Origin of the sequence: Mycobacteroides saopaulense, assembly GCF_001456355.1 — a bacterium.
Lineage (GTDB): Bacteria > Actinomycetota > Actinomycetes > Mycobacteriales > Mycobacteriaceae > Mycobacterium > Mycobacterium saopaulense.
Map to the genome: position 1 here is coordinate 2,952,726 of NZ_CP010271.1, position 16,722 is coordinate 2,969,447.

Annotated in this window: 22 protein-coding genes; 8 read left to right on the forward strand and 14 right to left on the reverse strand. The window is 63.2% G+C overall.

Annotation, left to right across the window (positions count from 1 at the left end; genetic code table 11):
* The first annotated feature begins 93 nt into the window (after positions 1-93).
* The 3 genes from MYCSP_RS14805 (at position 94) to MYCSP_RS14815 (ending at position 3,777) form a co-directional block, all read left to right on the forward strand.
* Positions 94-501, forward strand: a complete 408-nt coding sequence (locus tag MYCSP_RS14805) for an MmpS family transport accessory protein (protein WP_083015872.1) — start codon at positions 94-96, stop codon at positions 499-501.
* A complete protein-coding gene (locus MYCSP_RS14810) occupies positions 498-3,437 on the forward strand; it encodes an MMPL/RND family transporter (protein WP_235629484.1) in 2,940 nt (979 codons plus the stop codon). The genes MYCSP_RS14805 and MYCSP_RS14810 overlap by 4 nt, the downstream gene beginning before the upstream one ends.
* Before the next feature lie 124 nt (positions 3,438-3,561).
* Positions 3,562-3,777, forward strand: coding sequence for a hypothetical protein (locus tag MYCSP_RS14815; RefSeq protein ID WP_083020194.1), 216 nt, complete (start codon positions 3,562-3,564; stop codon positions 3,775-3,777).
* 5 nt (positions 3,778-3,782) lie between these two features.
* On the opposite strand, the gene MYCSP_RS14820 is transcribed toward MYCSP_RS14815, so the two are convergent.
* The 3 genes from MYCSP_RS14820 to MYCSP_RS14830 all read right to left on the reverse strand — a co-directional run bounded on the left by MYCSP_RS14820 (position 3,783) and on the right by MYCSP_RS14830 (position 6,187).
* Positions 3,783-4,697, reverse strand: a complete 915-nt coding sequence (locus tag MYCSP_RS14820) for a tyrosine recombinase XerC (protein WP_083020196.1) — start codon at positions 4,695-4,697, stop codon at positions 3,783-3,785.
* Entirely contained in the window at positions 4,694-5,524 is an 831-nt protein-coding gene (locus MYCSP_RS14825; protein WP_083020198.1) for a siderophore-interacting protein, read from the reverse strand. Before MYCSP_RS14825 ends, MYCSP_RS14820 begins: the two co-directional genes overlap by 4 nt.
* A 75-nt stretch (positions 5,525-5,599) precedes the next feature.
* Positions 5,600-6,187, reverse strand: a complete 588-nt coding sequence (locus MYCSP_RS14830) for a TetR/AcrR family transcriptional regulator (protein ID WP_070910674.1) — start codon at positions 6,185-6,187, stop codon at positions 5,600-5,602.
* A gap of 198 nt (positions 6,188-6,385) precedes the next feature.
* Here MYCSP_RS14830 and MYCSP_RS14835 point away from each other — a divergent pair, with 198 nt between their 5' ends.
* Positions 6,386-6,751 carry a DoxX family protein gene (locus tag MYCSP_RS14835; RefSeq protein WP_083020200.1) on the forward strand — a complete coding sequence of 122 codons (366 nt, stop codon included), beginning with the start codon at positions 6,386-6,388 and terminating at the stop codon, positions 6,749-6,751.
* Positions 6,752-6,783: 32 nt separating this feature from the next.
* On the opposite strand, the gene MYCSP_RS14840 is transcribed toward MYCSP_RS14835, so the two are convergent.
* From MYCSP_RS14840 to MYCSP_RS14880, 9 genes are all read right to left on the reverse strand, one after another.
* Positions 6,784-7,674, reverse strand: coding sequence for a LysR family transcriptional regulator (locus MYCSP_RS14840; protein ID WP_083020202.1), 891 nt, complete (start codon positions 7,672-7,674; stop codon positions 6,784-6,786).
* A 40-nt stretch (positions 7,675-7,714) separates the two neighbouring features.
* A complete protein-coding gene (locus MYCSP_RS23335) occupies positions 7,715-7,870 on the reverse strand; it encodes a hypothetical protein (protein WP_070910677.1) in 156 nt (51 codons plus the stop codon).
* Between the two features lie 47 nt (positions 7,871-7,917).
* Complete coding sequence (locus tag MYCSP_RS14850; protein ID WP_083020204.1) at positions 7,918-8,736, reverse strand: YoaK family protein; 819 nt, start codon at positions 8,734-8,736, stop codon at positions 7,918-7,920.
* Between the two features lie 10 nt (positions 8,737-8,746).
* Positions 8,747-9,364, reverse strand: coding sequence for a carbonic anhydrase (locus MYCSP_RS14855; protein WP_088414164.1), 618 nt, complete (start codon positions 9,362-9,364; stop codon positions 8,747-8,749).
* A 531-nt stretch (positions 9,365-9,895) separates the two neighbouring features.
* The gene (dprA, locus tag MYCSP_RS14860) at positions 9,896-11,032 is read right to left on the reverse strand and encodes a DNA-processing protein DprA (protein ID WP_070913591.1); all 1,137 of its coding nucleotides are present in this window, start codon (positions 11,030-11,032) and stop codon (positions 9,896-9,898) included.
* Entirely contained in the window at positions 11,029-12,528 is a 1,500-nt protein-coding gene (locus MYCSP_RS14865) for a YifB family Mg chelatase-like AAA ATPase (protein ID WP_088414166.1), read from the reverse strand. The genes dprA and MYCSP_RS14865 overlap by 4 nt, the downstream gene beginning before the upstream one ends.
* 1 nt (position 12,529) lies before the next feature.
* Positions 12,530-12,889 carry a YraN family protein gene (locus MYCSP_RS14870; RefSeq protein ID WP_088414168.1) on the reverse strand — a complete coding sequence of 120 codons (360 nt, stop codon included), beginning with the start codon at positions 12,887-12,889 and terminating at the stop codon, positions 12,530-12,532.
* Positions 12,890-12,993: 104 nt separating this feature from the next.
* Complete coding sequence (locus tag MYCSP_RS14875; protein WP_407661551.1) at positions 12,994-13,251, reverse strand: hypothetical protein; 258 nt, start codon at positions 13,249-13,251, stop codon at positions 12,994-12,996.
* 108 nt (positions 13,252-13,359) lie between these two features.
* Complete coding sequence (locus tag MYCSP_RS14880) at positions 13,360-14,115, reverse strand: TetR/AcrR family transcriptional regulator (RefSeq protein WP_083336329.1); 756 nt, start codon at positions 14,113-14,115, stop codon at positions 13,360-13,362.
* A 190-nt stretch (positions 14,116-14,305) separates the two neighbouring features.
* Between MYCSP_RS14880 and mbp1 the strand changes: the two genes are divergently transcribed.
* From mbp1 to MYCSP_RS14900, 4 genes are read left to right on the forward strand one after another with little or no spacing between them, the layout of a single operon-like run.
* Complete coding sequence (mbp1, locus tag MYCSP_RS14885; RefSeq protein WP_070913599.1) at positions 14,306-14,548, forward strand: microaggregate-binding protein 1; 243 nt, start codon at positions 14,306-14,308, stop codon at positions 14,546-14,548.
* Between the two features lie 51 nt (positions 14,549-14,599).
* Positions 14,600-14,905, forward strand: coding sequence for a GlsB/YeaQ/YmgE family stress response membrane protein (locus MYCSP_RS14890; protein ID WP_088414170.1), 306 nt, complete (start codon positions 14,600-14,602; stop codon positions 14,903-14,905).
* A 43-nt stretch (positions 14,906-14,948) separates the two neighbouring features.
* Complete coding sequence (locus MYCSP_RS14895; RefSeq protein ID WP_070913601.1) at positions 14,949-15,236, forward strand: hypothetical protein; 288 nt, start codon at positions 14,949-14,951, stop codon at positions 15,234-15,236.
* A gap of 14 nt (positions 15,237-15,250) precedes the next feature.
* Positions 15,251-15,670, forward strand: a complete 420-nt coding sequence (locus MYCSP_RS14900) for a hypothetical protein (protein ID WP_162266243.1) — start codon at positions 15,251-15,253, stop codon at positions 15,668-15,670.
* 30 nt (positions 15,671-15,700) lie between these two features.
* Here MYCSP_RS14900 and MYCSP_RS14905 read toward each other — a convergent pair whose 3' ends face one another.
* Together MYCSP_RS14905 and MYCSP_RS14910 are read right to left on the reverse strand one after the other, a co-directional pair.
* Positions 15,701-16,006 (reverse strand): DUF2469 domain-containing protein, encoded by a 306-nt coding sequence (locus MYCSP_RS14905; RefSeq protein WP_005056986.1) that lies wholly within the window; start codon positions 16,004-16,006, stop codon positions 15,701-15,703.
* 10 nt (positions 16,007-16,016) lie between these two features.
* Positions 16,017-16,721 (reverse strand): ribonuclease HII, encoded by a 705-nt coding sequence (locus MYCSP_RS14910; protein ID WP_083020021.1) that lies wholly within the window; start codon positions 16,719-16,721, stop codon positions 16,017-16,019.
* Position 16,722 lies beyond the last annotated feature (1 nt).

Here is a 16,722-nt window from a genome sequence, read left to right on the forward strand (position 1 = left end):
ATCGGTGTGATATTGATTTGACCGACTGTTAAATTAACGATCGGCCAGTTAACGTCAACGCTCACCAAACCGGGATCAACGAGGAGCTCCGAAATGCGTGGTGCGTGGGTGTATTTGGTGTCGATAGCGACACTCTGTGTCGCCGGGGCCTATATCGCCCATCTGCGCCTGAGTGACATCCCCGACCCTGCGATCGGTCATTCGTCCAAGCCGCCGGTGATCGGCAAGCCGCGCGACAAGGTCGTCGAGTATCGGCTCGACGGACCGGCGGGTAGCACCGTCACGGCGTCCTATTTGGACGTCGACGGCGCGGTACGCGAAGTGTCGGGCACGCTGCCCTGGCAGACCACCCTGCACGCGAAGCAACTTGTCGTCCCAGTCGGCCTTGTCGCCCAGTCCACTTCGGAACAGATGTCGTGCAGCATCACGATCAACGGGCTCACACGCGATCAGAGCGCGGCCAATGCGTCGGCCGTCTCTTGCCAGGTGACGGTGGCGTGAACCTGATGAACAAATTTCGCACCCAGATACTGGACAAGTTGTGGGCACAGCCCGCAGACGTGGCACCCGCGCCGGGGCGCCCGCTGCTGGCCCGATTCCTCTACCGATTCTCGATACCCATTCTCGTACTGTGGCTCGGCGCGGCCGGACTCCTCAATCTCGCTGTGCCCCAGCTGGAAACAGTGATCAAGCAGCATGCCCGCTCGTTCCTGCCCGATGACGCCGCGTCCGTCCAGGCCATCTCGAAGATGGGCGACTACTTCGGTGGCGCCGGGACCAACAACTTCGTCTACCTGCTCCTCGAAGGTGAGTCTCCCCTCGGCGCCGAAGCGCACCAGTACTATTCATCGATCCTCGACCGGATCAACCAGGACAAGAAGCACGTCAACTCGTCCATGGACCTGTGGTCCGACCCGCAATTCGCACCGGCCAACGAGAGTGCCGACGGGAAGGCCGCCTACGTCCTGATCAACCTCAAGGGCAACATGGGCACCGCTCTGGCCATGGAGTCCACCGCGCAGATCCGCGAGCTCATCGCCCAGTACCCACCACCCAAGGGCATCACCGCGCACCTGACGGGCCCGTCCGCCGTGGTGAACGACGAGTTGGTCTCGATCAACGACTCGATCCTGATCTTGTTGGTCGCGTGCGCGGGGCTTGTCGGCGTCATCTTGCTGGTGGTGTATCGCTCACCGATCACCATCGCCTTGCCGCTGCTGGTCGCGGGGGCGGGCCTCGGTGTGGGGCGGCCGATCGTGGCATTCCTCGGCCAGCACCAGGTCATCGGTGTCTCGATTTTCGCCTCGGCGCTGCTGGCGGTGATCGTACTGGGAGCCGGAATTGATTACGGCATATTCCTTTTGGGCAGATATCAAGAGGCACGGCGGGCGGGTGAAGATCCGGTGACCGCGTACTACACGGCACTGGCCGGGGTGCAGCACATCATCATCGCTTCGGGGCTCACCGTCGCCGGGGCCACGGCATGCATGGTGTTCACACGCTTGGCCATCTTCAGCACGTCCGGGCTGCCCTGCACCGTCGCGGTCGTAGTCACCCTTGGCGCGGCGCTGACCCTGGCGCCCGCCGCGCTGGCTGCCGGCAGCCGATTCGGGTTCTTCGAACCACGCGAGGAAAAGTCCCAGCGTCGCTGGCGGCGCATCGCCACCTATGTAGTGCGCTGGCCAGGACCGGTGCTGGCGGGCAGCATGGCCGTGCTGGCGATCGCATTTCTGGCGGTACCCGGGTTCCAGCCCAGTTACAACGAGCGGCAGGCCCAGCCCAGCGACTCCCCAGCCAACGTGGGCTTTGCCGCCTCGGACCGGCACTTGCCCCCGAACATCATGTCCCCCAGCGTGTTCATCGTGGAGTCGGACCACGACATGCGCAACTCAGGAGACCTGATCGCCCTCGCGAAAATGAGTAGCGCCATATTGAACATCCCCGGAATCAGCAATGTGCAGGGCATCACCCGACCGCTGGCTGCTCCTCTGGAACTGGGGACACTACCCGCACAGGCGGGTTACGTCGGTGGACGACTGACTCAGATGACCAACCTGCTCAAACAGCGCATCGAGGACCTCACCGCCCTCAGTGGCCGCGTGGGCCAGCTGTCCCTGACGGTACGGGGCCTTGAGCAGGCCGTGCGGACCGGAACCACCGGGGCCACCCAGATACATTCGGGTGCAGCCGAATTGCGTACGAGTCTGGCGGCCGTGGTCCAAAAGGTCGACTCGTTGCGCGGTACTGCCAAACCCGCCGAGGACTTCATCGGCGGGATCCCGAACTGCCGCGACAACGACTACTGCCAAGCGGCGCTCACCGGCTTCTCACTCTTCGACGACCTGCACCGTTTCGACGGGCTCGTCGGCAATCTGGTGAACGGAACCGGAACGCTCGCACAGACCTTGCCTGCGCTCGGTGCGCAGTTGCCGGGCCTGAAAGATTTCATCAGCCAGGTCAACGCGGTCATCGCGCCGCTGCAGAGCACCCTGCAGGTGTTGTTACCTCAGGTCTCCGAGATCACGCAATTCACCGATGATCTGAGTAAGAGCTTCACCGACGGTGACCCGAACAATTCGTTCTTCATACCCACGCAGGCATTTGAGAACCCCCTCTTCAAAAGCGCTATGCCGTACTTCTTCTCAGGCGACGGCAAGGTCACGCGGATGGTCGTCACCCCAGAACGAGAGGGGTTCAGCCAGGAGGCCATGGAGCTGAGTTCCAAGATCATCCCGACGGCGCTACAGGCCATCAAGGGCACCTCGTTGGCGGGCAGCACGGTCAGTATCGGCGGACCAGGTGGCACGCTGCTGAACATCGAGGCGTTCACCCGCGAGGACTTCATCACCAGCGCCGTGGCCGCGTTCGCTTTCGTGTTCTGCGTGATACTGATCCTGTTACGCAGCCTGGTCGCCGCGATCGTGGTGATCGGAACCGTCGCACTGTCCTATGTCTCGGCACTGGGCGTGACGGTGTTCGTCTGGCAAGAACTCATCGGCATACCACTACATTGGTCTGTGGCACCACTGTCCTTCGTGTTCTTGGTCGCCGTCGGGGCCGACTACAACATGTTGCTGGTGGCCAGGTTCCGAGAGGAACTACAGGCCGGCATCAAGACGGGCATCATCCGTTCCATGGCCAATACCGGCGGGGTGGTGACGACCGCGGGCCTGGTGTTCGGGTTCACCATGTTCGCGATGATCGTCGCTCCCGCGCGCAACATCGCCCAGCTCGGTACCGCCGTCGGCCTCGGCCTGCTGATGGACACCCTGATCGTGCGGTCGTTCGTCGTGCCGTCCATCGCAACTCTGTTGGGTCGCTGGTTCTGGTGGCCGGTGGTGGTACACGACCGGGCCGCCGCGCGTGACGCCGTCCCGAGCAGCGTTGCGCCCGTGGGTGTGCCCGCGCACGGACAGCTCATTGGGGCACCGCGGTGAGGCGGGCTACGCTCGAGATGCGCTTTGGCACCGTAAATCTCGAAAGCCGTAGCTGTGAGCTGAACCTAGGCTCTCTGCGGATTCGCATCGTCACATCCCACGCTTCGAATCGCGGGTAAGCGCGGTGCCCACAGTAGTTGGAGTATCCGCGGTGCTCTTCCTGTTGGTGGTGGTAGCGCTGTGGGCGACCGGCGGCAATGACTCGATGAGCTACTACCAGCGCGAGGTGGACCGCATGATGCGCAAACAATCGCGGCAAGAGAAGGCGGAGCTGGCCGCCCACGTCCGACGTCATCGACTACGGGGCTGGGCACGTCGCGTGTGGAGGAAGAGACCCTGACACCGTCAGGCCCGTGGGTGGGCCTGATCGTGAACGGCCCGCAGGCGCGCCACGGTCACATGGGTGTACAGCTGGGTGGTGGCCAGCGTGGAGTGCCCAAGCAACTCCTGGACCACACGCAAGTCCGCACCCCCCTCCAACAGATGCGTTGCAGCGCTGTGCCGTAAGCCATGGGGCCCGATATCCGGAGCACCAGGAACCGCGGACATGGTTTGGTGTACCACCGTGCGGACCTGACGCGGATCGATGCGCCGGCCCCGGGCACCGAGAAGCAGCGCCGCGCCCGAAGCCGAGGCGGCTAGATGCGGCCGGCCCCGATCCAGCCAGGCGGTCAGCGCATCGCCGGCGGGCCCACCGAAAGGCACGGTGCGCTCCTTGTCGCCCTTACCCAAGACGCGCAACACTTTTCGCGATCGGTCGATGTCGTCGACATCCAGTCCGCACAGTTCGCTGACCCGAATCCCGGTGGCGTAGAGCATCTCGACGATCAACCGATCCCGCAATGCCATCGGATCGTCTTGTTCCGCACCCGAATGCGCTGCTTCCATCGCCGCGACGGCCTGATCTTGTCGCAGCACCGCAGGCAGCGTCCGACGAGATTTAGGCTGCTGCAAGCGTATCGCGGGATCCGTCTCCATCAAGCCGCGACGAGTGGCCCACGCCGTGAAAATCTTCACCGCCGAAGTACGCCGGGCGACAGTGGAACGCGCCGCGCCCTGCCTGGCCTGCGCCCCAAGCCATGACCGCAACACCGGCAGCGACAGGTCGGCCAGGGTGGCATCGGGACGGGAAGCTGTCAGATGATCGAACAACAGGGTGAGATCCCCGCGATAGGCACGCTGGGTGTGCACCGACCGCCCACGCTCGAGCGCCAAATGCTCGGCGAACTCGTCGAGAATCGCGGCCAGCTGCGGTGTCACTCCTTCACGGTAGCTTCGGCGGCCGCCAGCTCCTGTTTCCACACGCGGAAAGACTCCTCCGTGCGGCCACGGCGCCAGTATCCGGAAATAGAGGCGGCCCACTTGGGCGCCACCCCGCGCTCCTTGCGGATGTACGGCCGCAGATTGTGCATGACGGTCTGCGCTTCGCCGTGAATGAACACTTGCACCTGTCCGGGTAGCCATTCCGCCGAGCGCACAGCCCCGATCAGCGGCGCGTTGTCCCCCGCCAGTTCCTCGCCGACCTCGTCGGCACCGGCGCCGCGGTGAACCCAGACAACCTCGACATCGCCGCGCGTCTCGAAGTCGATCTCGTCTTGCGGACCGGCCACCTCGATGAAGACCTTGGCACGGGTCTGCTCCGGCAGTGCCTGCAACGCGACGCTGATCGCCGGGATGGCCGCCTCATCGCCGGCGAGCAGATGCCAGTCGGCGGCCGGGTCGGGTGAGTACGCGCCGTGCGAGTCGGTGACGTACAGCCGGTCTCCGGGCTTGGCCCGCGATGCCCATGGGCCGGCGACACCGGTGTCGCCGTGCACCACGAAGTCGATGACGATCTCGTGGCGGTCGGCGTCGACGGAGCGGATGGTGTACGTGCGCACCGTGGCCTGCATATCGCGCGCCTCGTCGATATCCCGCGGGCCCGGCCCCTGGTGATCTTCCGGCAGGAATATCAACTTGGCATAGCTGTCGGTAAACGAGCTGGCCTCGAAGCCGTCAAATCCGTTACCGCCGAGCACTACCCGGGTGATGTGTGGAGTCAGCGACTCGGTTCGAACTACTTGCAACTCGTGGAGCGGGCGTGCCATATCGCCTCCTGCGTTGGATCCTCTATGTCAATTGCCTTGACTATACGGAGAAATGGGCGCCGATGGGGGCCTCCGTCAAGGCAGCAATCCCCGCACAATCAGCTCGGCAGCAGCCTCGGCGTGGGCCTTGACCTGATCGGGGTCGAGCACATCCTCACCGAAGACCGTGCGTGCCATGGCCGCGCTACTGAACAGCGCGGCGGTACCGGAGGTGATCAGGAAGAAGCTCGTCTGCAGTGGCACTTCACGCAATTCACCGGCGGCGACGGCCTCTTCGTAGACCGGCCCCAGGCGTTCCTGCATGGGCAGGACGTATGCCTTACAGATGTGCTGCAGTCGCTCGCTGTCCTGGCCCGCTTCGATGTCCATAATCCTGATCAGATCTGGATGCTCGGCGGCGAACATCACAAAAATCTTGATGAACCGCTTGATGCGTGCGGAGGGGCCCAGACTCTCGTCGTCGTCAGCCAGAACCTTGTCGATGATCGCCTGAAATCCCCAGTCCACGGCGGCGTACCAGAGCTGTTCCTTGGACGAAAACCGTTGATGCAGCAGGTTGTGGCTGACCCCCAGTTCGCGATTGAGCGTGCGCATGGACATGCCCTGGTATCCGTGGGTGGCAAATGCCCGCAGCGCGGCGGTGAAGATCGCATCCACCGACACCCCTTCCCCACCTTTGCGCGGCCTGCCACGAGGGCGCCGCGCCAGCTCACCCGCTTCAGTCACGAGATCCGTCACATCCTTCCTCTCCCGCCATCATCCCCCCACTTGCTGGCAATCGCGTTAAGGACGTCCGCACAGTGGCCATGATCTTTATCGGGTTCGCCGAACGCCACCGTTACGGCCGGGCATACTGACGCGATGGATACCTGGCTATGGATCTGTGCCGGCATACTCGCCGTCGTACATCTCGGCGCAGGTTTGTTCAAGCTTCTCACCCCTTACGAGAAGATCGCGGCCAATCCCAACCTGGCGTGGGCCACCGATTTCACACCGAACGTCGTCAAGGCGATCGGGGCATTGGAGGTGCTCGGCGGGATCGGTGTGGTGGTGCCGTATGCCACGGGTATCGCCCCGGTCCTGAGCCCGCTGGCCGCCGCCGGACTGGCGATATTGCAGGCGGGTGCCTTCGGCGTCCACGTCCGGCGCAATGAATGGAAGCTTGCCCCTGTCAACGTGGTTCTGATCGTGCTCGCGGTATTCGTAGCATTCGAGTGGTACGGGTGACCGTCACCTCCGGCCACGGTGACCGAGGACTCTCACGACACGAAATCGGCATCCCTGCACAGCTCACTCACGTGTGCCGCGAAGGCGACGGCTTCGGCTGTGGCGTTGTCTGCTCGCCACACCAGGGACAGTCGCCCGCTCATCGCCGCGTCGGAGAAGTCCACCTGACGAAGCCCGTCCATCCGGTCGCTTGCCAGCTTGGGTGTCACCGCGACGCCCAAGTCCCGGACAACGAGATGCCGCATCATGTCGGCCGAACTCGTTTCGAACACGATGCGCGGCGCGAATCCTGTTGCCAGGCAGGCTTGGTCGAGAGTCGTTCGGATCCCGCTGCCCTGCGGGTGGCTGATGAGCGCACGATTTCGCAGTTCCGCCAGGGTAATCGACGTGCGCCCGGCCAGGGGGTCGTCGCGATGAACCACCGCCACAATGCTCTCCCTGGCCAGGATCTGCTCGCACAGTTGAGGCGGCGGACGCGTGACCCAACCCGTCACCGCCATATCAAGCTGACGTTCGAGGACAGCCTCGGTGAGCTGATCCGACCTCGCCTCGGTCAGCGTGACCGTCACCATCGGGTGCGCCCGATGGAATGCCGCCAACGCATCCGCGAGCAGGGGCACCGGGTACGGCACCGTTCCTATCGCCAGCTGCCCGCACAGCAGGCCGGTCATGGACTCGGCGGTCGACCGTATCTCGCCCACCGTGCGAAGCACTTTCCCTGCCAATGGCAGCAGGGTCTTGCCGAACTCGGTCAACCTGAGCACCCTGTTGGAACGATCGAACAGCTCGCTGCCGAGCTCTCGTTCCAGTCGCCGAACTTGCGCACTCACCCATGGCTGAGCAACGTGCAGCGCTTCAGCGGCCCGCGTGAAATTCGCGTGATCGGCCACCGCGAGAAAGTACTCAAGTTGCCTCAACTCCACAACGAATCACCCGGACACCCGACCCGTACCAAGGCGACAGTCAGTAATTGACGAGCCAGAGCGGACCGAACTTGGCTATCCCCAGGGTGATGAAGAGAGCTGCGATGATCAGCGCGGTGAACAGATCGTTCATGCGCTCGATCGGGCTTTCCGCCTGTGCCTTGTGGGGCTCGTAAATCTGAAATCCAGGCTCCATGACGTGTATCCCTTCGTTGATTGGTTGAAAACTGTTCGCCGTGCCACTCAGCCGAGAATGGTCTTGCGGTCTGAGTGGAAGAACGTGACCAGTGTCGTTGCACCGCATATCAATCCGACGGTGAGAATCACCTTTGACCCGCTGTACACCGAGGCGATCACCCCGCCTGTTGCGGCGCCCAGAATGAAGGAGAGGTACAGCATCGCGTACCCCAGCCATTCAAAGACCGAGCCCCGACCGAATAGATGCCGCTCGATGCCCTGCCCCAGCTTGACGACCGTCCCCGTCACGTAACTCAACGGGATGGCGGTCTCACCCTTCTTGACGAAGGAGGTGTTCAGAGCACCGATTGAGAAGGCCAACAACAGGATCGGCGTGAAATGCACGTCGATGTTCGCCGTGAAGCTCCGGTCCTGATAAAAGTCGACCGCGGCGGCAGCGAGCAGACCGAATGTGGTCAGCACCGTCGCGCCGTGTGGGTGGTTCTTCCAAAACTTGCGCCGGCAGTAGGACGCCACGATGACCCCGCACAGGAAGGCGCCGATCATCGAGATGGCGGCCATCGGGCCCGCGCCTGCCACCTGCTGTTTGTCGGTGACCTTGAACCAGGTCAGCACCGCACGCTCGGTGTTTCCGGTCATGAATGTCACGAAATAGCCTGCGCTGTGTAGGAATGCGACAGCCCCAACCATTCCTGCCAGCCCCGAAAGCAGCCAGGAAAGCCGGGCCTCGCTCCCGATAGCGGCCTCACGCGTGATGACAACATCGGCGGATTTCGATGCCGCGGCATTGCTCTCGCTATTCATGATTTCGGGGTCGTTCAGAGATCCGGCTTCCAAAGTGGCCGAACGGCTCTTACGGTTCATGGCTGCCACCTCAGGGGTTATCGATGTTGCCGACGTGGCCGTGCAGAACGACGCGTCCGTCGGCGAGTTTGTAGGTCAGATACACAATGGCCAGCTTCTTGGACTTGACCGCGTCGGCGACCACCTGGGAGCGCTGCAACAACTTGGTGCCGGTCTCCTCGACGTGGCGCGCCTCGAACTCGTCGATCCGCGACAAGCCATCCTTGCGGCCGCTCAGGATCGAAGGCATCACCCGCACCACCAGATCCCGGATGTACCCGCCGGGCACCTCACCGGTATCCAGCGCCGATACCGTGGCCCCGACCGCACCGCAGGAGTCGTGGCCCAGGATCGCGATCAGCGGCACGCCCAGGACCGCCACCGCGTACTCGATGGAACCGAGCACCGCGGAGTCGATCACCTGACCGGCAGTGCGCACGATGAACATGTCACCGAGCCCCTGGTCGAAGATGATCTCAGCAGCCACCCGAGAATCCGAACACCCGAACAGCAGCACATCCGGGTTCTGACCGTTCGCCAGCTCGGCTCGCCGGGTGACGCTCTGACTTGGATGCTGCGGAGAACCACCGACAAAACGCTGGTTACCCTCTTTGAGTGCCTTCCAGGCCGACTTCGGATCAGATGCCATATTTCCTTCATACCCTACCGGGGTATAGCATGCATGTGACCTTCAACACACAGTTGAGTTATATCAACTCAAAGTTGAATACCTGGGCACACCACTGGAACCCTCCCCACAGTCCACCCAGATATGCACTGTCAGAAGCGTATTCGTCTGTTTATGACACAGCAGCCGACAGTGTCGGCCATGGCAATCGCGCCGGTGGGCGTCGCAGCCATTGAAAGCACCCAAGGCCAATATGCCTGGCATCCGCAATTGGTGCAACAACTATCAGCAACATCTCAGGAATCATCAACGGCCACAAAGGAAATCTCGGCTCGATGAGGCGCAGGGGCAACTTTCCTGAAAGGTGCTCTCTACGTGTGGAATTCACGCGATCAGAAGATATTGTCCAGGGCGTTCAAAACGGCCGGGCGCCAGAAGGAACTCATCTAGTTGCCGCCCGAACTAGATGAAGACACGCGTGGCTGCCCACGCCAATCACACTCGCGACATGTGGTATCGCCTGCGCGAATGCATCAATTGGGAGCTTAACCCTCACCGAACAAGGCTGGTGCGCGTGATCTTCCAATCTCCCGCGACATCGACCACCATCCGCTCAAGTTCCAGAATCGCCAGTGCACCCCTCACCCGTCCCGGACTCAACCCCGACTCATGCACCAACTCCTGCACGGACGCGCTGCCCCGTCCAGGCAGGGCCTCATAGACCCGTTTCTCATCTTCGCCCAGTCCGTCGACGACACTGGCGGATCGCTCCGCAGCAGGCGCAAACTCGCCCAATCGACCAGCCAGCTCGACCACATCCTGGGCACAGACGACGAGTTGCGCTCCCCGTTCGGCGATCTCGACATGTGTACCCGCGGACGCCGCGGAGGTGATCGGTCCAGGCACAGCACCGACCGGTCGCCCAAGTGCCCGCGCCCAAGCCGCTGTGTTGGCCGCCCCACTGCGCACACCTGCCTCCACCACAACGGTGGCTCCGGAAAGTGCTGCCACCAAACGATTTCTGGTCAGAAATCGGTATCGAGCAGGGCGCACGCCGGGCGGGTACTCGCTGATGATCAATCCGTGCCGAGCGATTCGGTAGAGCAGACCGGAATGGCCCATTGGATAGGGCACGTCCACTCCTCCGGCCAGCACCGCGACTGTCATGCCGTCACCGGCCAGCGCGGCCCGATGCGCGACGCCGTCAATCCCGAACGCGGCACCCGAGACCACCGCCACGTCTCGAGTAACAAGTCCGGTGGCGAGTTCAGCGGCGACGTGCTCGCCGTATCCCGTGCATGCTCGGGTCCCGACGAGTGCTGCAGCACGCGAGGCAACCTCCGACAGCGAGTGCTCCCCAACCACCCAAAGTACGAGCGGTGATCGCCCCGTTGGCATCCTGTTCGTATCGACCGACGCGAAAGCCTGGAACTGCCACTGGGGCCACTCCGTGTCCTCCGGTGTCACCAGACGCCCGCCCAGCCGTGACAGGATCTCCAAATCCTCGCGGCCGCGATCGACATCATGCCGGGCACGCACAATGGTCCGCACCCGATCGGGCACGTCCAGTCGCCGAACTCGCTCGGCCGTCTCCTGCGGTCCGAACACCGACACCATGGCCGCGATTTCCGCACTGGGCGCCTCGGTGACGCGGGAAAGATAGGCCCAGTCGGCCAACTCGGCGCTCATCGCTTGTCGCGGAAGGTCAACGCGAGCTTGACATCTTCGCCGCTCGGCAGCTCACGCCCGTCGAGATCGGACAAAGTCCACGCGACACGAAGACACCGGTCTAGTGCCCGAACACTGATAAGCCCGCGCTCCATAGCATTGCGCAGCGGTTCCATGACCGCCCGAGACGGACGGAACTCCTTGCGCAGCAATGGGCCCGGTGCGTCGGCGTTGACACGGAACCCGTACTCCGACCATCTCCTCGCGGCACGTTCACGGGCCAACACCACCCTCTCACGAACACGCTCAGTGCCCTCTGCGGCATCGTTGAGAGCAGTTTGGCTTACCGGGTACATCCTCACCCGAAGGTCCACCCGGTCAAGCAGAGGACCCGAAAGCTTGCCGAGGTACCGCCGGCGCAGATGAGACGGGCACGTGCAATCCCGTGGATTCGCCGGCGCGCAAGGACATGGGTTCGCCGCAAGCACCAGCTGGAATCGAGCCGGGTAGGCGACCACACCGTCGCGTCGTGCCAGCCGAATCTCCCCATCCTCCAGCGGTGTCCGCAAGGCCTCTAGCGCGGGGGTGGACAACTCGGCGCATTCATCCAGGAACAACACTCCGCGATGAGCTCTGCTGACGGCACCAGGTTTGGCCATCCCGGAGCCCCCGCCTACAAGTGCGGCGACACTCGACGTGTGATGCGGTGCCACGAACGGTGGTCGGGTGATCAAAGGCCGCTGTGCCGTCAACAGACCCGCCACCGAGTGAATGGCCGTCACCTCAAGAGCCTCGTCGTCGGTCAACGGCGGCAGTAGGCCGGGTAGACGTTGCGCCAGCATCGTTTTCCCTATCCCGGGCGGCCCGGTCAACATGAGGTGATGTGCGCCGGCCGCCGCCACTTCGACCGCGAAACGTGCATCGGCGTGCCCCACCACATCCGCCATGTCTGGGATATCGATCTCCTGCCGAACCGTCAACCGGGGCACCTGATCCAGGTCGCCGTCGCCACACAGCCATGCCGTCAGCTGGCGCAAGGTCTGAGCACCCAGTACCTCGATGCCCTCGACCAGCCCTGCCTCCCCCAGGTTCGCCTCCGGCACCACCACGGTCGGCCACCCGTCCCTTTTGGCGGCCAACACCGCCGGTAGCACGCCACGGAGCGGGCGCACTCGCCCGTCAAGCGCCAGTTCTCCCAGCAGCAGGGTCTTTTCCAACCTCGTCGGCGGGATCGCCTTGTTGGCCGACAGCACGGCAGTCGCCAACGCGAGGTCGTACACCGATCCCATCTTCGGCAGCGTCGCGGGCGACAGGGCCAGGGTGAGTCGCGATGACGGCCACGTGAAGCCACAGTTGGTGATTGCCGCGCGCACACGGTCACGCGACTCTTGCAGCGCGGCGTCGGGCAGCCCGACCAGATGCACGCCGGGGAGCCCGGCGCTGATATCGGCCTCGATCTCCACCGTCTGCCCGGTCACTGCCTTGACCGCAACGGAATACGCCCTGCCCAGCGCCATCTCAGCTCACCCCGTGAATATGAGTGATCGCCGAGGCGGTGCCACCCAAACGGATCTCGATGACATCGATACGGACCGATGACCACGATCCGTTCTGAGCGGCCAGCCAAATACCCGCGAGCCTCCGTAATCTCCGCAGTTTGGCGTATGTCACGGCCTCCGCAGGACTTCCGAACGCCTGGCCCGTCCGAGTCTTCACCTCGACGAAAATCAGCATCTCACCATCGGTCGCGATGATGTCTATCTCGCCATATCGGCATCGCCAATTTCGATCCAGGATGGTGAACCCGTCTCCGCTGAGGTATCCGGCGGCGAGGTCCTCTCCGCGGGTACCGATCTGTGCACGCGTGGTGGTCGTCATGGCCCCACCATGCCGAGGGGCCCTGACGTCAGCGCGCCACGGCGCTATGCCAAACGACTCTTATCCACAAACCTGAATCCATCCACAGGTAGAACAAAACTGCACTAGTTCCACATCTTGACCGGATGGACCACCGGCGCGACCTTGCCCATCGCACCCGAAGCAGGCGCGGGCAGATCCTTGGAGTTGGGAGCCGACTTGATCTCCACGTCGTCCGGGGCCGAGCACACATCCTTGCTCGCCTTTGTCGGAGCACAGTGCACCGGAGTCGCAGAGACCACGGCACCTGGCGAATCCAGTGGCAGAGCTACCGCAATCACCGGCGCGATCATGATCAGCGCCCTTATCAGCAAAGTACCCATCGGCAGAGAATGGGCCACGCTCGCCAGATCTGCAACTCGAACGATGCCTCGCTGAGCAGTAATTCCCATCACAGACGCCCAGAATCTGCCCGATCTCATCGGGCTGCACTAGCGCGGTGCGTTGCCCTCCAGCCGATCGAGCAGTGACTCGAGCGCCTCTTCGAATTCGGTCGCGCTGTGATCCTCGCTGAGCTCTTGCTGCATCCGTTGCAGATTCGGATAGTTCGACAGGCTCCGCAGCGTCTTTCCCGGCAGCTCGTCTTCCACCGGGCTGAGCGAGGCTCCTCGCGCGGATACCTCCAGCAGCAACTGCCCGAGCAGGAACGTGGTGTACGCGCGGTACGCGGATACCGCGGTGCGGTCGTCGAAGCCATAGGAGATGAGCGTGTCCAGGAACGTCTCCATCCACTTCATGCTCCGCAGCGGTGGGCGGACCCACGGCGCCTCCGGCGGCCGAGTAGCCAATGTCGGAAACAGATGCGGATGATCGATAGCTATCGCCCGGACGCCGTGCGCCAGCCGGACGAGATAGTCCTGCCAGCCGTCCTCTTGCCTCCGGGCCGCGAGCTGGTCGTCGTAGAGCTTCTCCACCAAATGGTCGACAATTCCGCCGAGTAAGTCCTGACGACCGTGCACATGGCGGTATAGGGCCATCGCCTCCACACCGCAGGCCGAACCAAGCCTGCGCATCGTCAGCTGATCCAACCCCTCCTGGTCCACCAGCGCGATCGCGGTGTCGAGGATCTCGGTGCGAGTCAAAGATCGCGGCCGGCGCCCCTCCGGGCTACCGGCAGCCGCTCGGTTTTCCGTGTCATCCACTGTGCGTCCGTCACTCCCCACTGTGCGTGTCTGGGTTCGGGCCATGACGGCGTTCCGGTGGCGGCTTCGCCGTCCACAAGACGGTACCTCTGTCAGCTAAACGCCTGGCCAGCGGCTATTTGTTTACAAAGTAGTTTACGTAGTACACAACCCTTGCTACGGTTGTTTCAGTTGCCTCATGAGGGGGTAACACCTAGCGGTTGCACCGCGCACACGCACTGAAAAGGAGCGAAACATGAGCGATGACAACAGGGACAGCGGAGTCGAAGCCGGCCTCAAGGGCGTTGTCGAGGGCGTCGCGGGCAAGGCCAAGGAAGTATTCGGCAAGCTCACGGACAACGAGTCGCTGGAGCGTGAAGGTCAGGCTCAGCAGGACAAGGCCGAGGCCCAGCGCGAGGTAGCCACCAAGGAAGCCGAGGCCGAGAAGGCGCGCGCAGAGGCTTCCGTGCATGAAGCCCGCGAGGAAGCCGAGAAGTAAGCCAGACGCCACAGCAGCGCGCCCCTACCCACGAGAATCAGGAAACCACAAATGAATTCAACCCTCGCCGCCAATGTCGCGGCTGCACACCTCGGCTTTGGCATCGGCTGGATCGCATGGATCGTGATCGGCGGGCTCGCCGGTTGGGTGGCCAGCAAGGTCATGGGCACCGATGCCCAGCAAGGGTTGCTGCTCAACATTGTCGTGGGAATCGTGGGCGCGCTGCTAGGCGGATTCCTGCTCAGCCTGTTCGACGTCGGCACCTACGGTTTCGGCTGGGTTCTGACATTCCTCACCGCACTGGTGGGCGCATGCGTCCTCTTGTTCCTGGTGCGCCTTGTCACCAGCAGACGTTGACCAGCCGTACATCTCAGCAATCCATAAAGAAGAAGGGGCTGTAGTGATTCCGTCCACCTCGAAGAAGTTCGCAGTAGCCGCTTTCGCTGCTGCGGCCGTCTCGCTGGCAGGTTGTTCCAATGTCATCAATCAGGGTGGTGACACGACCTGCAAGGAATTCCTGACTCAAGACGAGAACGCACAGAACGACGCGGTCACCAAGATGCTGAAAGACGAGAACCAGCAAGAGCCCAGCGGGCTACAGACCACGGCGGCCAAGAATTCCGCCATGGCTTATTGCAAGACACTGGGCAACGAGAAAAGCAAGATCAAAGAAGCCCCACATATTTAGCTCGGGAGCAGCATATGAAGACGCGAACAATGAAGCCCGCCAAGGTTTTTGCCGGATGCGCCATCGCACTCGTTGCAGCCCTGGCCGGGTGTGGCACCAGTAACGACAACGGTCCCACGAGCACCAGCACGACCACCACAACCACGACGACAACGACCACCACAAACCCCGCACCCAGCGGCGCACCCGAGGGCACTCCGGCTCCCGGGCCCACCGGCAGCGGCGGCCCCAACGGAGGCTCGGGCGCGATTCCCGGCGGCCCGACCGGAGGCGGTGGCCCTGAGGGCGGCAGCGGAAGCATTCCGGGCGGCCCGACCGGGGGCGGTGGCCCCGAGGGCGGCGGAGGCCACATCCCGGGCGTCGGCGGCGGCCACGGCGGCCCAGGCGGTGGCGGCGGATGCGTCGACAACGTGGGTTGCATCAGCATCCCGTAAATCGCACCCAGAGCTGCGTCTGTCGGAGGTCTACTCCGGCAGGCGCAGTTCTGGCTTGTCGACCTCTTCGATGTTGACGTCCTTGAACGTGATCACACGCACGTGTTTGACGAACCGTGCCGGACGGAACAGATCCCAGACCCAGGCATCGGAGAGCCGGAGCTCGAAGTACACCTCGGAGTCCGTGTTCCGCGGAATCACCTCGACGCTATTGGCCAGGTAGAACCGTCGCTCGGTCTCCACCACATAGCTGAACTGCCCGACGATGTCCTTGTACTCGCGATACAGCGAGAGTTCCATCTCGGTTTCGTACTTTTCGAGGTCTTCAGCGCTCATAGGCCTTCCATTATCCCCCCTGTGTCCGATTCTCTTCGCGCAAGCGGCTCATCAATGAACTTCCCAGCGCTGCGTTGCGCACGTTCACGAAAGACTGTCGATGTTGAGCCGATGGTCCCAGACGCTGTAATGCCTGGGTGTGTACGGCCGTGCTGTATCCCTTGTGCACCGCAAATCCATACCCGGGGTGATCGGAATCCATGTCCACCATGACCCGGTCGCGACTTACCTTGGCCAGCACGCTGGCGGCCGCGATACACGCCGCGGAGGCGTCGCCGCCGATCACCGGCAGGGACGGCACCGGCAACCCCGGCACCCGGAACCCATCCGTCAGTACATATCCCGGCTTGACGCCGAGGCCGGCCACCGCCCGGCGCATGCCTTCGATATTGGCCACGTGTACACCGATGCGGTCCACTTCGTCGGCAGGCACCGACACCACGTGATAGGCCTCCGCGTACCGGCAGATCAGGGGGAACAACGTCTCCCGCATCTTCTCGGTCAGCTTCTTCGAGTCATTGAGTGCAGCAAGGCTTTTGCGTTGATTGGAACCGAGCACGCAGGCGGCGATCACCAACGGACCCGCGCAGGCGCCGCGTCCCGCCTCATCGACGCCGGCGACAGGGCCCAAGCCCACCCGGTCCAGCGTCAATTCCAGAGTTCGCAACCCCGATGCCTTGCGAATCACCGTGCGTGGCGGCCAGCTGGTAGTCATG

Excerpts from the sequence above, each read along its gene's own strand:
- MYCSP_RS14825 (WP_083020198.1), bottom strand. The coding sequence starts at position 5,524 with ATGGCACGCCCGCTCCACGAGTTGCAAGTAGTTCGAACCGAGTCGCTG.
- MYCSP_RS14900 (WP_162266243.1), top strand. The coding sequence starts at position 15,251 with ATGAAGACGCGAACAATGAAGCCCGCCAAGGTTTTTGCCGGATGCGCC.
- MYCSP_RS14910 (WP_083020021.1), bottom strand. The coding sequence starts at position 16,721 with ATGACTACCAGCTGGCCGCCACGCACGGTGATTCGCAAGGCATCGGGG.
- MYCSP_RS14805 (WP_083015872.1), top strand. The coding sequence starts at position 94 with ATGCGTGGTGCGTGGGTGTATTTGGTGTCGATAGCGACACTCTGTGTC.
- MYCSP_RS14855 (WP_088414164.1), bottom strand. The coding sequence starts at position 9,364 with ATGGCATCTGATCCGAAGTCGGCCTGGAAGGCACTCAAAGAGGGTAAC.
- MYCSP_RS14865 (WP_088414166.1), bottom strand. The coding sequence starts at position 12,528 with ATGGCGCTGGGCAGGGCGTATTCCGTTGCGGTCAAGGCAGTGACCGGG.
- MYCSP_RS14850 (WP_083020204.1), bottom strand. The coding sequence starts at position 8,736 with ATGAACCGTAAGAGCCGTTCGGCCACTTTGGAAGCCGGATCTCTGAAC.
- mbp1 (WP_070913599.1), top strand. The coding sequence starts at position 14,306 with ATGAGCGATGACAACAGGGACAGCGGAGTCGAAGCCGGCCTCAAGGGC.
- MYCSP_RS14905 (WP_005056986.1), bottom strand. The coding sequence starts at position 16,006 with ATGAGCGCTGAAGACCTCGAAAAGTACGAAACCGAGATGGAACTCTCG.
- MYCSP_RS14870 (WP_088414168.1), bottom strand. The coding sequence starts at position 12,889 with ATGACGACCACCACGCGTGCACAGATCGGTACCCGCGGAGAGGACCTC.
- MYCSP_RS14890 (WP_088414170.1), top strand. The coding sequence starts at position 14,600 with ATGAATTCAACCCTCGCCGCCAATGTCGCGGCTGCACACCTCGGCTTT.
- dprA (WP_070913591.1), bottom strand. The coding sequence starts at position 11,032 with ATGAGCGCCGAGTTGGCCGACTGGGCCTATCTTTCCCGCGTCACCGAG.
- MYCSP_RS14880 (WP_083336329.1), bottom strand. The coding sequence starts at position 14,115 with ATGGCCCGAACCCAGACACGCACAGTGGGGAGTGACGGACGCACAGTG.
- MYCSP_RS23335 (WP_070910677.1), bottom strand. The coding sequence starts at position 7,870 with ATGGAGCCTGGATTTCAGATTTACGAGCCCCACAAGGCACAGGCGGAA.
- MYCSP_RS14875 (WP_407661551.1), bottom strand. The coding sequence starts at position 13,251 with ATGGGTACTTTGCTGATAAGGGCGCTGATCATGATCGCGCCGGTGATT.
- MYCSP_RS14835 (WP_083020200.1), top strand. The coding sequence starts at position 6,386 with ATGGATACCTGGCTATGGATCTGTGCCGGCATACTCGCCGTCGTACAT.